At 39.9% G+C, this 12,874-nt stretch carries 15 protein-coding genes; 6 read left to right on the top strand and 9 right to left on the bottom strand.

Going from position 1 to position 12,874, the window contains the following annotated elements:
- Positions 1-13: 13 nt before the first annotated feature.
- From N7548_RS06180 to rimP, 4 genes are read right to left on the bottom strand one after another with little or no spacing between them, the layout of a single operon-like run.
- Positions 14-292: a L7Ae/L30e/S12e/Gadd45 family ribosomal protein gene (locus tag N7548_RS06180; RefSeq protein WP_263608597.1), complete on the bottom strand. Its 279-nt coding sequence runs from the start codon at positions 290-292 to the stop codon at positions 14-16.
- Positions 285-554 carry an RNase P modulator RnpM gene (gene rnpM / locus N7548_RS06175; protein ID WP_263608596.1) on the bottom strand — a complete coding sequence of 90 codons (270 nt, stop codon included), beginning with the start codon at positions 552-554 and terminating at the stop codon, positions 285-287. Before rnpM ends, N7548_RS06180 begins: the two co-directional genes overlap by 8 nt.
- 12 nt (positions 555-566) lie before the next feature.
- Complete coding sequence (gene nusA / locus N7548_RS06170) at positions 567-1,643, bottom strand: transcription termination factor NusA (RefSeq protein ID WP_263608595.1); 1,077 nt, start codon at positions 1,641-1,643, stop codon at positions 567-569.
- A 16-nt stretch (positions 1,644-1,659) separates the two neighbouring features.
- Positions 1,660-2,100: a ribosome maturation factor RimP gene (gene rimP / locus N7548_RS06165; protein ID WP_263608594.1), complete on the bottom strand. Its 441-nt coding sequence runs from the start codon at positions 2,098-2,100 to the stop codon at positions 1,660-1,662.
- Positions 2,101-2,295: 195 nt separating this feature from the next.
- Between rimP and N7548_RS06160 the strand changes: the two genes are divergently transcribed.
- Genes N7548_RS06160 through N7548_RS06145 form a run of 4 tightly spaced genes read left to right on the top strand, consistent with a single transcriptional unit; the run spans position 2,296 to position 5,067 of the window.
- Positions 2,296-3,228 carry a metal ABC transporter substrate-binding protein gene (locus tag N7548_RS06160; RefSeq protein ID WP_263608593.1) on the top strand — a complete coding sequence of 311 codons (933 nt, stop codon included), beginning with the start codon at positions 2,296-2,298 and terminating at the stop codon, positions 3,226-3,228.
- Position 3,229: 1 nt separating this feature from the next.
- Entirely contained in the window at positions 3,230-3,889 is a 660-nt protein-coding gene (locus N7548_RS06155) for a metal ABC transporter ATP-binding protein (protein WP_263608592.1), read from the top strand.
- Positions 3,882-4,691 (top strand): metal ABC transporter permease, encoded by an 810-nt coding sequence (locus N7548_RS06150; protein ID WP_263608591.1) that lies wholly within the window; start codon positions 3,882-3,884, stop codon positions 4,689-4,691. The genes N7548_RS06155 and N7548_RS06150 overlap by 8 nt, the downstream gene beginning before the upstream one ends.
- Before the next feature lies 1 nt (position 4,692).
- Complete coding sequence (locus N7548_RS06145; RefSeq protein WP_263608590.1) at positions 4,693-5,067, top strand: Fur family transcriptional regulator; 375 nt, start codon at positions 4,693-4,695, stop codon at positions 5,065-5,067.
- Between the two features lie 43 nt (positions 5,068-5,110).
- On the opposite strand, the gene N7548_RS06140 is transcribed toward N7548_RS06145, so the two are convergent.
- The 4 genes from N7548_RS06140 to N7548_RS06125 form a co-directional block, all read right to left on the bottom strand.
- Entirely contained in the window at positions 5,111-5,539 is a 429-nt protein-coding gene (locus N7548_RS06140; RefSeq protein WP_263608589.1) for a MarR family winged helix-turn-helix transcriptional regulator, read from the bottom strand.
- Positions 5,526-7,400: an ABC transporter ATP-binding protein gene (locus tag N7548_RS06135; RefSeq protein WP_263608588.1), complete on the bottom strand. Its 1,875-nt coding sequence runs from the start codon at positions 7,398-7,400 to the stop codon at positions 5,526-5,528. The genes N7548_RS06140 and N7548_RS06135 overlap by 14 nt, the downstream gene beginning before the upstream one ends.
- Positions 7,387-9,165 (bottom strand): ABC transporter ATP-binding protein, encoded by a 1,779-nt coding sequence (locus N7548_RS06130; protein ID WP_263608587.1) that lies wholly within the window; start codon positions 9,163-9,165, stop codon positions 7,387-7,389. Before N7548_RS06130 ends, N7548_RS06135 begins: the two co-directional genes overlap by 14 nt.
- 124 nt (positions 9,166-9,289) lie before the next feature.
- Entirely contained in the window at positions 9,290-9,688 is a 399-nt protein-coding gene (locus N7548_RS06125) for a hypothetical protein (protein ID WP_263608586.1), read from the bottom strand.
- 93 nt (positions 9,689-9,781) lie between these two features.
- On the opposite strand from N7548_RS06125, the gene coaD reads away from it, so the two are divergent.
- Positions 9,782-10,270, top strand: coding sequence for a pantetheine-phosphate adenylyltransferase (gene coaD / locus N7548_RS06120; protein ID WP_263608585.1), 489 nt, complete (start codon positions 9,782-9,784; stop codon positions 10,268-10,270).
- On the opposite strand, the gene N7548_RS06115 is transcribed toward coaD, so the two are convergent.
- Positions 10,262-11,038, bottom strand: a complete 777-nt coding sequence (locus tag N7548_RS06115; protein ID WP_263608584.1) for an HAD-IIB family hydrolase — start codon at positions 11,036-11,038, stop codon at positions 10,262-10,264. The genes coaD and N7548_RS06115 overlap by 9 nt on opposite strands.
- Before the next feature lie 114 nt (positions 11,039-11,152).
- On the opposite strand from N7548_RS06115, the gene N7548_RS06110 reads away from it, so the two are divergent.
- Positions 11,153-12,856: a ribonuclease J gene (locus N7548_RS06110; protein ID WP_263608583.1), complete on the top strand. Its 1,704-nt coding sequence runs from the start codon at positions 11,153-11,155 to the stop codon at positions 12,854-12,856.
- Positions 12,857-12,874 lie beyond the last annotated feature (18 nt).

The following is a 12,874-nucleotide window of genomic DNA, read 5'->3' as shown; positions in this document are numbered from 1 at the left end:
TCATCACTTCCTTCTATTTTTTAAACATATTGGCAAACCCTTGATCGGTCAATGCTAAAGCCTTGATGTTGTTTTTTCCAACCGCTTTGGATAGCGTAGCCGTATCAAATATTTCCAGTACAGGCACTTCGTAGAAACGGGCTTTATCCAATACACGTTTTTTCGTATTATCCGACGCATCAGATGCTAAAAAGACGAGTTTGGCTTGTTTGTTACGAATGGCTTCGACTGTGAAATCTGTGCCAGATTTAACCTTGCCTGCGACTTGGGCTAAACCCAAACGATTAGGCATTGGCTTCTACCAACGATAACAAGGTATCGTAAATAGCCTCTGGTACAGTTACTTCTAATTTTTTATCTAAAGCTTTTGACTTTCTTGCTTTTTCAATCACTTCTTTAGAAAGGATTAAATAAGCACCACGGCCATTGGCTTTGCCTTTAACATCCACAGAAACTTGTCCATCTTGGGTAGCAACAACGCGGATGAGGTCTTTTTTGGGTCTAACTTCTTTGGTCACGACGCAGGTACGCATCGGTACTTTCTTTTCTTTCATGAGAAACCTCCACTAGAAGAGTATACCTTCAGCTTCTGCCATGGATGCACTCTTAATATCAATCTTCCAATTAATGGCTTGAACTGCTAACTTAACGTTTTGTCCACCTTTACCAATCGCAAGGGATAACTTATCGTCTTTAACGATGGCTAAAGCTGTTCGTTTGATTGGGTTGATTTGGGTTACAGCCAAGACTTCTGCTGGTTGTAAGGAATTGGCAATGAGATCTCTTTCGTTGGTGCTCCATAAGAATAGGTCGACTTTTTCTCCAGACAAGGCACGAACGATTTCTTTGATACGTGCGGATTCTTCACCGATACACGCACCAATCGCATCAACGTTCTTGTCATTCGACATGACACCGACTTTGGTTCTGTCACCTGGGTCTCTGGCGATACCCATGATTTCAACCACACCAGATTTGACTTCTGGGATAAGGTTTTCAAATAAGCGTGTCACTAAGCTCTTATCGAGTCTGGTTACCAAGACTTTAGGGCCTTTGGTCTTCATCTCAACACTCGCAATGTACACCTTAATCGATTCACCTACCACAAACTTGTCGGTTGGTAGTGCTTCTCTTTTTGGCAACAACGTGGTGAGTTCTTTGCCTAAGTCTAATCGGTAGTATTCTTCATCTTCACCGATGACTTTCGCAATCACCATTTCTTTTTCTTTTGCTTTGAAGAATTGATAGACATTTTCTTTTTCAATGTTCTTCAAGTTTTGATTCAATACATTCTTTAAGTTGACAACGGCGGTTTGTGAGAATTCTTTTGGGTTGATGGATTCTTCTAATATATCCCCTACTTTAATTCTATTCTTGCGTTGTTTCGCTTCACTGAGCTTCATTTGTTTCAGTGTTGGGTCAGCTTCTAAATCATACCCTTCATCAGGTACGACGAGGTGTTGTTCAAATACCAAGATTTCATTTTTATCTGGGTTGAGTTCAACACGACAAGACGTATGTCCTTTACTCTTCTTAAAAGCGACGACCATACCTTTAATAAATGCATCTGTAATGAGGTCGACAGAGATACCACGTTCTTCTGCGATGACTTCTAACAATCTAAAAAACTCTTTGCTTACCATTTTCGTTTCATTCCTCCTAAAACTTGATCGCTAAACGCATGGATTTAACGGTTGTATAAGGGATTTCAACCTTTTTAAGTCGTCCCTTTAAATTGATTTGGAAAGTGATGATGCCTGCTTTGAAATCCAATAAATAGCCATCGCTATTCAACTCAGGGGTTTCAATGTGCACATATATCCCGATGGCTTTTTCGACTTCTTGTTCATTTCGAATCGGTCGTTCTGCCCCAGGTGAGGATACTTCTAAGAAATAGTCTGGATCGAATAAGTCATCAGAGAGTGCTTCACTGATTTCGGTATTCACGATCCCTAGGTGGTCACTCGATAGGTCATCCCCATCCACCAAGATTTCTAGGATGTGTTCACCAAATTCCTTTTTTGTTTTTAAACTGTATAAGGACAATTGATGATTCTTCAGTACGGATTCTATGATTGGTTCTAATTGCTTTAAGTCCATTTTTACTCACCTACTTTTGACTAATAAAATGAGTGGAACCTAATCCACTCACCTTTACGGCTCATATTATATCATAATATAGGCTTTCATATCAAATAAAAATTGTAATTTGATTGAAAAATGCGAATGCAAACTATTTGCAATTAAAATATTTGGTGCTATAATGGGTGATGTAAACAAAGGAGTTTTGTATCTATGAAAAAATTATTGATGGTTTTACCTGTTTTACTCGCGACACTCATCCTCAGTGCGTGCCAGCCACAAAAATACGATATTGTGGTCACTTTATACCCTCAATACGATATGGTTAAAGCCATTGTCGGGGATCAAGATTTAACTTACACCATGATTTTACCCCCAGGGGTTGAAGCCCATGACTTTGAACCAACTTCACGTCAAGTCATTCAAATCAACCAAGCTAAATTATTTTTATACACTTCCATTGAACTAGAAACATGGGCACAAGACATCATTGATAGCGATGTGATTGCGGTTGATTTAGAAGTTCTAACGGAAGAAATCCACGAAGCAGCTCATCCTGATGAACCACATGAAGAACACGATCATGACCATGAACACGATGTTCATTATTGGGTATCCGTGCACACACAAGTCCATATGGTTGAGGCTGTTTTACAAAGCATTATTCAAATTGACCCAGAGAACGCAGACATTTATACTGCGAATGCTGAAACATTAAAAAATGAATTAAAAGCGATTCGTACACAGTTTTTGAGCATTAACAACCCAGAATCTCGTCCTATCTATTTCGTTGGGCACAATGTATTTAGTTCATTAAATGAGGAATTTGGACTCAATATCATTAGTCTAACCGAATCATTTAGTCCAGATGCTGACCCAACTTCTGCACAGATTTCTCAAATGATTGAAGCGATTCGTACCGCTGGTGCTGATTATGTGTATTATGATCCTTTTGAATCTATGACCGTTGTCAATACCATTAAAAGTGACTTAAAATCTGCATACAATTATGATATAGTATTATTGCCGCTGCACAGCATGCACAATGTGACTAAAGACCAATACAAAGCGAAAACCACATTGCTTGAACTTTGGACTGAAAACTACAACAATATCAGCTTAACATTTACAGACGAGGTCTTATAACATGATCATTGAAGCCGAGCATTTAAAAGTTGAATATGGACACTCGGTAGTACTGTCTGACATCAACTTTTATGTGAACAAAGGCGATTACCTGAATATCATTGGACCCAATGGTTCAGGCAAAACCACCCTTATTAAATTATTAACCAACTTACAAAAACCATCACAGGGCAAACTAAACATTGCCCCTGTGGTTTTTGGCTATTTACCACAGCACTTATCTCAAAGTGCACAATTACCTGCCAATGTGTATGAAGTATTGAAATTTTCAAATGCGAAAAAACCCGCCGATGAAGCGATTAAAAAGCTGTTATCGGACATGGGTATGCTAGAATTGATGTATCATCCGATGCGCAAACTTTCGGGTGGTGAACAACAACGTGTCTACATCATTAGAGCGTTATTATCCAATCCAGATGTGTTGATTTTAGATGAACCCACTTCCGCTTTAGACCCTGAATTTAGAAAATTCTTCTACGCTTATATTGAAAAACTCAACGACAACGGGATGACCATCATCCACGTGACCCACGACCTCAGTGATGGGTTACGCCATGGTTCAAGGATTTTAGAGTTGGATCAAGTGGTCAAATTCTTTGGTACATTTGAACAATACCAATTGTTGGGTCACAAAAAGGGAGGTCATCATCACCATGTTTGATTTTCTTTTATGGCCTTTCATGATTCGTGCTTTGTTGATCGGACTCACCTTAGCATTATCAACCGGATTCATATCCAGTTTCTTAGTATCCAAAAACCAATCTTTAATCGGTGATGGGTTAGCACACATCAGTTTTACAGGCATCATTATTGGTGTCTTACTCGGTGGAGAACCGATTTGGGTTGCCATCCCATTCGTCATCGCCGCAGCCATCGTTATCAAATGGTTAATGCGCAATAAACTGGTTGAAGGCGACACTGCCATCGGTTTGGTATCCTCATTTTCCTTCGCGATTGGTTTAATCTTAATATCGACATCCAATGGTTTCAATCGCTCGATTGAATCGATGTTGGTCGGTTCCATCTTCTCAACCACCTGGATGGACATATGGGTTTCAATCATTGTATTGGTGCTAACTTCTGGATTCATCATCTCAGGTTACGCTAAATTATTCTCCATCACTTTTGATGATAATTATGCCCGCTTTTCTGGGATTAAGATTGCGTACTATGATTACGCGTTGGCTATTTTAACCGCCATCATCATTGTGATTGGGGTTAAAACCATCGGAACCCTATTGATTTCAGCCTTCATCATTTTCCCAGCAGTATCTTCACAGATGATTTCAAAGAGTTTTAAACAAATGGTAGTTCGTGGGTTGATCATCAATGCAGTGGTGAGTATTTTGGGTATTATGTTCGCGCATTTCTTAGGTATTCCAGCGGGTTCAACCATCATCGTGGTTCATGGTATACTATTTATGACATTATTTTCTTATACCAAATTGAAAGGTCGTGACTGACATGTTAAAAATGACAAAACAACGTCAACAATTGTTATCATTCATGCAAAAACAAAAGGCACCATTGTCCGCTGAAATGATTTATGCAAAACTGCCCCTTGGTTCGATGAACTTATCCACGGTTTACCGTATCATGGATACCTTTCAACAGTATCATTTGGTTGAAAAGACCTTTTTGGATAACACTGCTTATTATAAGATTGCTTCCTCAGAACACAAACACTATATGGTTTGCTTAAAATGCCATAAAATGATTGAGATGGACTGTCATTTTCACGGGGTAGCCGATGAAGATGCAGAAAGACACCACTTTAAAATTACAGGCCATGATTTAACCGTCTATGGTTACTGTGAAAACTGTCAAGTTCAAGCATAAAATCAAAATGCCTTAGACCGAACGAATCGGCTAAGGCATTTTTTTATATATTGTTTGAAATCTTGGTTAAAATGGATTTCATTTGAATCTTTTCTTCAGCGGTTAAAACCGATAGCATCGCCATCAATTCTTTCGCATTGTGCTCTTTGAGCTCTCTCGCAACCATTTCACCTTGTTTTGTTAATCGAAGCGGATAGGATTTTTGGTCTTCCGCTTCTTTTTCAACAAATCCACGTTCTAATAAGTCGTTTATGGCTCTCGATGTATTGGCTTTATCAACAGATAATTTCTCTGATAATTCCTTCGATGATAATGATTTATGACAGTCTGACAAGGCCATTAAATAATGTACATGAATTCTCGATAATGCGTATTTTTCAAGAATGGGGTCACCAACACTATGGAGTTTTTTCATGATTTTCCCCATCAGCAGTGGTAATTTGACGACTTCTGAATCGTTATTCTGTTGCATACTGATTCTTCCTGTCAAATTGTGACTGATAAAGTTTCGCATAGAAACCTTCTTTGGCCATTAACACATCGTGGCTACCACTTTCGATGATATCGCCTTCGTTCATGACTAAGATGATGTCTGCGTTTTTAATCGTGGATAAGCGGTGTGCAATGACGAATGAAGTACGGGTACTCATGAGGTTATCCATTGCTTGTTGAATGAGCATTTCGGTACGGGTATCGACTGAGGAAGTCGCTTCATCTAGAATCAGCATTGGGGCGTTGGTCACCATCGCTCTAGCTATTGTAAGCAATTGTTTTTGACCGGATGAAATACCAGATTCTTCAGTCATGACATAATCATAACCCCCTGGTAAGGATTCGATGAAGTGGTCAATATTCGCCATGATGGCTGCTTGTTTGACTTCTTCTCTGGTGGCTTTAGGGTTACCATATCTAAGGTTATCATAAATGGTACCAGTAAATAACCAAGCATCTTGTAGAACCATCCCAAATTGTTGGTGAACGGCTTCACGTCTTAAACTATGAATCGATTGACCATCAATGATGATGTCACCTTCATTGATTTCATAGAATTTCATCAAGAGGTTAACCAGCGTGGTTTTACCGGCACCGGTAGGTCCAACAATCGCGATTTTTTGTCCTGATTTGGCACTTAAATTGAAGTCTTTAATGATGACACGATCAGGGGTATAACCAAACTTCACGTGTTTGAATTCGATATTACCTGCCTTATTCACGACACTATCTGCCAGTGCTGCTTCGTTGGCCATTTCTTTTTCATCTAAGAAATCGAATACGCGTTCTGCGGCTGCTGCTGCACTTTGAAGTTGTGTTAAGGATTGCGCAATTTGGTCCATTGGGTTGGTGAAACGACGGTTGTATTGAATCATGGATAAAATATAACCGACTTGTAGTTGTCTAGTAGCTGCTAAATAACCGCCAAATACCGCTACAGAGATATAAGATAAGTTACCAATGAAACCCATCACCGGCATCATTAAACCGGATAAGAATTGCGATTTATAGGCACTCGATTCTAAACCTTCATTGTTGGTGTTGAATTCAGATTCGACATTTTGTTTCGCATTAAATACTTTGATCAATTGGTGTCCACTATAGATTTCTTCAATGTGTCCATTGAGTTTACCTAAAGTACTTTGTTGAGCTCTAAAGTATTTTCTCGCATTACCCATGATGATCTTAATGGCTAAAATCGATAATGGTAATAAGGCGAGGGTCACCAAAGTGAGTTGCCACGAAATGGTCAACATCATGATGAGAATCCCAATCATCGAGGTAATGGCTGTGATCATCGCAGTCACTGCTTGGTTTAAAGAATTACTGATGGTATCGATATCGTTCGTAACCACCGATAACACATCCCCATAGCTTCTTGAATCAAAGTAGGCTAGAGGCATACGGTTGATTTTAGTGGATACGTCATTTCTTAAGGATTGATTCAAACGTTGAGTGACTTTGGTTAATAAGAACGATTGTGCAATGTTAAACACATAGCTGGTCACGTATAAACCAATGAGTATGAATCCCAAGCGGTTGACCAATTCAAAATCGATATCGACGATGAAACTACCAGGTCCACCCATACTGACACCGTCACTGACGGCGTTGATCATGTCCCCAATCAAACGAGGGCCAAAAATATTAAACACAGTGGATGCTGCAGCAAGAATCAATGAAATGAGGATAGGTCGATAGAATGGTTTCAAGTGAACAATCAATTTTTTCATTGCTTGCTTGAAATTTTTCGGTTTTTGACCCATGAAGCGACCCATGCCGCCAGGGCCATGTCCACCACCCATGCCAGGTGCTGGTTTTCTATTATTAGAGGCTTGCATTTTCGAGTTCCTCCTTCGATAATTGTGAGTATGCCATTTCTTGGTATACTTTGTTGTTGGCCAATAGTTCTTGATGTGTACCAATGCCAACGGCTTTACCTTTGTCTAGTACGATGATTTGATCGGCATTCATAATCGTACCAATGCGTTGTGCAACGATAAAATTAATCGATGATTTGGTTTGTTCTTTGAGTGCCGCACGTAATTTACGGTCGGTTTGATAGTCGAGGGCCGAGAATGAATCATCAAAGATGTATATTTTCGGTTGTTTAATGATGGCTCTTGCGATACACAAACGTTGTCTTTGTCCACCAGAGAAGTTTTTACCGCCTTGGGCGACATCGGCATTCAAGCCACCTTCTTTTTCCATCACGAAATCGTAGGCTTGGGCTGTCTTCAAAGCGTTTTGCATATCTTCTTCGCTGGCGTCTGGCTTGCCTACGCGTAGATTAGAAGCAATGTCCCCGGAGAACAACAACCCTTTTTGAGGGATGTAACCAATATAATCCAATAAGTCTTTTTGTCTGACATCACGAATATCGACGCCATTCAATGTGATGGCACCACTCGAGACATCATAGAATCTAGGAATTAGATTGATGATAGTGGATTTACCACTACCGGTTGAACCGATGAATGCAACGGTTTGACCCGCTTTGGCTTTAAATGAAATGTGTTCAAGTACACATTCATTGGCTAGTGGGTATTTGAAACAAACATCATTGAATTCAACTTCAACGGCTTGATCAGCAGGGATTTCTTTTGGATTTTCTGGGTCTTTGATCTTCGGCGTTGTATTCAACACTTCATAAATACGTTTACCTGATACAGCACCACGAGGTACCATGATGAATAACATGGTCAAGGTCATGAAGGCGAATAAAATACGGATACCATAAATCGAGAACTGGGATTGAATCGCAATCCCTTCGAGTGGATTGGCACCTAAGGTTTGTTCTTGAATCATCACGGCAGCAATCCATGTGACCGCTAAGGATACCCCATTCATCACGAGCATCATCCCCGGCATCATCATTTGCATCGCACGGTTCACATATAAATTCATTCTTGTCAATTCATTATTGACCTTTTTAAATTTCGAATGTTCATACCCTTCTGCATTGTGGGCACGAACAACCCTTAACCCTGTCAAGTTTTCACGGGTGACTTGGTTTAAATCATCGGTAAGATTTTGAACCTTAGAAAACAATGGTGTCACAAAAATGAAGATGACGGAAATCATCAACACAATCACAATGATCGCAACAGCAATCGGCATCGATAAAGTCAAATCGATATCGACAATCTTTTGAATGGCACGAATCGCCATGATTGGTGCTGTGAATGCCAATCGTAACAATACGATGACGACCATTTGAACTTGCGTGATGTCGTTTGTCGAACGGGTAATCAACGAACTGGTTTGAAATTGGTTGATTTCTTCCATTGAAAAATCATGGATACGATCGTAAAGTTGTTTTCTCAAATGCTTCACAAAATTCGCACCAATACGTGCAGAAATATAATACACGACGATGGTAATTAAGATGGATAACAAAGAAATTCCTAACATCTCTAACCCTTGGTTTAAAATCGCATTGGTTTGAGATTCACCAGTGATGTTGGCTTTACCAACCAGCGTAATGATTTCACGCATGTAATCAATGAGGTTTAAATCGAGTTCGACTTGGATCAAAGTCAGACCCAAGATCAATACAATGAGTGGGTAATACCACCATTTAAAATACTTGAATAGTTTGAGCATAAATATCTCCTTTAATATATGGTTGACTCATCAACTGAGTCTATTATACGCACTTTTAGTTGAGTGGTCAACTGTTTTGTATTTGTGTGAAAAATAACGTAAAAAAATCATCCACCTGGGATGATTATTTGTTTTGTTGGATGATTTCAATACCGATATAAACCCCATACAACCCAGCCAAACTGGTGATGGTTCCAGCGACGATTTCGATGTACAATTCTAACCCTTCAATGGGTTGAAAACCAGTGAAGATAATGCTGAGGATGAGTGCGAACGCAATCGTATAGAGCACAATTTTAATTTTATCCATCGATGGTTTTTTGACCAAATAGACGACATCTTTCGGTGTTTTGGTGTAAAAGTATATAAATAGACCCAAAATGATCAACGTGATGATACCTTCCGCGATGAGGATGGGTAAGTTACGTGTCACCAATACAGATAAAATATGATCTAAACCGTAAAAAAAGAAAAATCCAAAAACGCCTAATTGTAAAACAACACTTCTTTTGTATGCATGCATGTGAAACACCTCACGGCTATTTTATCACAAAGCTTGTTTTTTGAGAATCACATTTTGAATTATGGTATACTTAAATTAGAAGAGAGTGATACCATGAGCAATGCCGTATATGCCGGTTCTTTTGATCCCATCACATTAGGACATCTTGACATCATGTTAAGAGCGGCCAAACAATTCGAAACACTGTATGTATTGGTGACTGAAAATAGTGAAAAACACCCGATATTTACCCCTGAGGAACGCGTCGAAATGATTAAGAAGGTGACTGCACAAGTGCCCAATATCTACGTTTCTAAAACCAATGATTTGGTTGTCCGATTCGCAGAAAAAAATAAAGCAACCACACTGATTCGTGGGTTGCGTAATATGAAAGACTTTGAAAATGAAATTGCATTATACCATTTTAACCGTAACTTAAATTCGAACATTGAAACGGTGATTTTATTCCCGTCCTATAAACATACGTATGTGTCATCGTCTGCCATCAAGGAATTGGTTGCTTACAACGCCGATATTTCGATGTATGTTCCAAATGAGATATTGCCTGAAATCATTCAAGGTATCAAACGCGCTTTAAAGTAAGTTTAATTGCTTCGCTGCTTGAAACAAACCATCTTCATCGATTCTGGGTGCGATCAAGGTCGCCCCTTTTTTTAGTGCTTCGCTACGGGTATTGCCCATAGCCACCCCAATGTTCGCTGTTCGAATCATCTCGACGTCGTTTTCACCATCGCCAAACGCGATGACTTGATCGACCCCTAACAAGGGTTTAAGGTGTGTGATGGCGTCACCTTTAGATACCTCAGGGTGAACGATGTCCGCGCCATCTTTATGCCAATTGAATATTCTCAAGTGGCTAAACTTTTGTTTAAACTTATCAATGAGGGCTCGATTATCTGAAAACACCCAAATTTGATAGACAGGTTCTTCAAGGTAAAAGGTTGGGTTCACTTCTGGCATCGCCATGGAGAAATCCCTCAATGCTTCTCTGACAGTCTCGTTGTTCATCGTGACACAGTGGCGGTCTTTGCCTATGAAACCGATGCCTGTATGGATGCTGTTGGCGTATTTTAATACAGCCTCACAGTCTTTCACATCGATGGGTCTTCCATAGACAAAATCATTGTCAATATAGGATACCGCACCGTTGATGACAATCTTTACTTTAAAGTAGTCACGGATATCCCTAATCGCGTCCAATTGTTCTAAGCTTCTGCCGGTTGCGAGACCTAAAACATAACGGTCATCCTTGGCTAAGGTTTCAATTAAATAACGTGTGGATGGGTGGATACATTGGTGTTCGTTATCGAACATGGTGCCATCCACATCAAAAAATATAGCAGTCTTCATCTTTATCACCTGCATCATTTTACCATTATTTTGTGCATTAGACTATGAATTTAAGTTCATATCATGTAAAATAAATATAAACTACTGCGATATCCTGAAAAGGAGGATTTTAATATGAGTAAAAACACGCTGCTAAAAGACGGCGAAATTGGCATTTTTGCCTTAGGCGGCCTCGGTGAGGTCGGTAAAAACATGTATGTCTACGAAATTGAAGATAAAATTTTTGTGGTGGACGCTGGGATTTTGTTCCCAGATGATTCATTGCTTGGAATTGACTATGTCATTCCGGATTACCAATACTTAGCTGACAACCAAGACCGCATTGTGGGTCTATTCATCACCCATGGTCATGAAGACCACATTGGGGGTATTCCTTACTTGCTCAAACAAGTGAAAATACCGAAAGTATACGCTGCTGGCATCGCTGTAGATTTTATTGAACACAAAATTTTAGAACACAAAGACGTTAAACCACCAACGATTATCGAGTTTAAATCGCACCATACTTACAATTTTGGTAACGTAGAACTCTCATTCATTCGTTTAAACCACTCCATACCTGACATGTTTGGCTTTGTTTTCAGAACCAAACAAGGCATCTTATTCCACACAGGCGACTTTAAGATTGACTATACCCCAGTAGGGCCAGCTGCAGAATATGAAAAACTCGCTGCCATCGGTAACGAAGGCGTCTTATGTTTGTTATCAGATTCCACCAACGCAGAACGCGATGGCTTAACCCCATCTGAACGTACGGTTGGGAATGCCATCAATGAGATTTTCTCGAAGTTAACCGGTCGTATCATCATCGCGACTTTCGCATCCAATATGTATCGTATGCAACAAATCGTGGAAGCCTCCTATAAAAATAACCGTAAGTTGGCTGTCTTTGGTCGTTCGATGGAACGTGCCATGGAAATTGGACAACAAACAGGGTATATAAAAGCCCCTAAAGGTGTCATTGTTACAGCCGATGAAATCAATAACTTTAAAGCGAACGAAGTCACCATCTTATGTACTGGTTCTCAAGGTGAACCCTTAGCTGCCTTATCTAGAATCGCGAATGGTACCCACCGTCAAATCAAAACCCAACCTGGCGATACGGTCATCTTCTCCAGTTCACCGATCCCTGGTAATCAAGAATCTGTCAATAAAACGATTGACCAATTGTATCGTAGAGATGTGTCTGTCATCATCAATGGTCCAGTCGCGGATACCCATACCTCTGGTCATGGTAATCAACCTGACTTGAAATTGATGTTATCGCTCATTCGTCCTAAATACTTCATTCCGATGCATGGGGAACACCGTATGCTCAAACACCATAAAGAACTCGCTGTTCAACTGGGTGTTGAACCGAACAATGTCCTCATCATGGATAACGGTGATGTTGCTGCATTATCCAATGAGTCCATCCGTTATGCAGGTAGAGTCCAAGCAGGCGATATTTACATCGATGGTACAGGTATTGGTGATATCGGCAGTGCTATTATCAAAGAACGTAAATTATTATCTGAAGATGGACTGTTATCCATTGTCTTAACCATTGACCCAGTCAATCGTAAGTTACTCACCGATCCAACCGTCATTTCCCGTGGATTCATTTATATGAAAGGCAATGAGGAAATCACCAATGGCATCGCAGCGAAAGCGCGTGAAGTGCTCAACCAAGAATTCAGTCGTAAACAATTCACCGAAACCTTGTTAAAACAAGCATTGGTGGATCAAGTCACTGATTACGTTAAAAACTTAACCCAACGTAAGCCAATGTTGATTCCCATCATCATGTCGCTTACTCAAAAACCTGCATTAGACTAAGAAAAAAAGGGCTTTGGC

Origin of the sequence: Paracholeplasma manati, from assembly GCF_025742995.1 — a bacterium.
In the GTDB taxonomy this organism is placed as follows: Bacteria; Bacillota_I; Bacilli_A; order Acholeplasmatales; family UBA5453; genus Paracholeplasma; species Paracholeplasma manati.
Note: the sequence above shows the minus strand (reverse complement) of the source record. Positions and strands in the feature narration are given on the sequence as shown.

What these genes read in the sequence shown, in the direction of transcription:
- N7548_RS06180 (WP_263608597.1), bottom strand. Translation starts at nt 292, where the DNA reads ATGCCTAATCGTTTGGGTTTAGCCCAAGTCGCAGGCAAGGTTAAATCT.
- rnpM (WP_263608596.1), bottom strand. Translation starts at nt 554, where the DNA reads ATGAAAGAAAAGAAAGTACCGATGCGTACCTGCGTCGTGACCAAAGAA.
- nusA (WP_263608595.1), bottom strand. Translation starts at nt 1,643, where the DNA reads ATGGTAAGCAAAGAGTTTTTTAGATTGTTAGAAGTCATCGCAGAAGAA.
- rimP (WP_263608594.1), bottom strand. Translation starts at nt 2,100, where the DNA reads ATGGACTTAAAGCAATTAGAACCAATCATAGAATCCGTACTGAAGAAT.
- N7548_RS06160 (WP_263608593.1), top strand. Translation starts at nt 2,296, where the DNA reads ATGAAAAAATTATTGATGGTTTTACCTGTTTTACTCGCGACACTCATC.
- N7548_RS06155 (WP_263608592.1), top strand. Translation starts at nt 3,230, where the DNA reads ATGATCATTGAAGCCGAGCATTTAAAAGTTGAATATGGACACTCGGTA.
- N7548_RS06150 (WP_263608591.1), top strand. Translation starts at nt 3,882, where the DNA reads ATGTTTGATTTTCTTTTATGGCCTTTCATGATTCGTGCTTTGTTGATC.
- N7548_RS06145 (WP_263608590.1), top strand. Translation starts at nt 4,693, where the DNA reads ATGTTAAAAATGACAAAACAACGTCAACAATTGTTATCATTCATGCAA.
- N7548_RS06140 (WP_263608589.1), bottom strand. Translation starts at nt 5,539, where the DNA reads ATGCAACAGAATAACGATTCAGAAGTCGTCAAATTACCACTGCTGATG.
- N7548_RS06135 (WP_263608588.1), bottom strand. Translation starts at nt 7,400, where the DNA reads ATGCAAGCCTCTAATAATAGAAAACCAGCACCTGGCATGGGTGGTGGA.
- N7548_RS06130 (WP_263608587.1), bottom strand. Translation starts at nt 9,165, where the DNA reads ATGCTCAAACTATTCAAGTATTTTAAATGGTGGTATTACCCACTCATT.
- N7548_RS06125 (WP_263608586.1), bottom strand. Translation starts at nt 9,688, where the DNA reads ATGCATGCATACAAAAGAAGTGTTGTTTTACAATTAGGCGTTTTTGGA.
- coaD (WP_263608585.1), top strand. Translation starts at nt 9,782, where the DNA reads ATGAGCAATGCCGTATATGCCGGTTCTTTTGATCCCATCACATTAGGA.
- N7548_RS06115 (WP_263608584.1), bottom strand. Translation starts at nt 11,038, where the DNA reads ATGAAGACTGCTATATTTTTTGATGTGGATGGCACCATGTTCGATAAC.
- N7548_RS06110 (WP_263608583.1), top strand. Translation starts at nt 11,153, where the DNA reads ATGAGTAAAAACACGCTGCTAAAAGACGGCGAAATTGGCATTTTTGCC.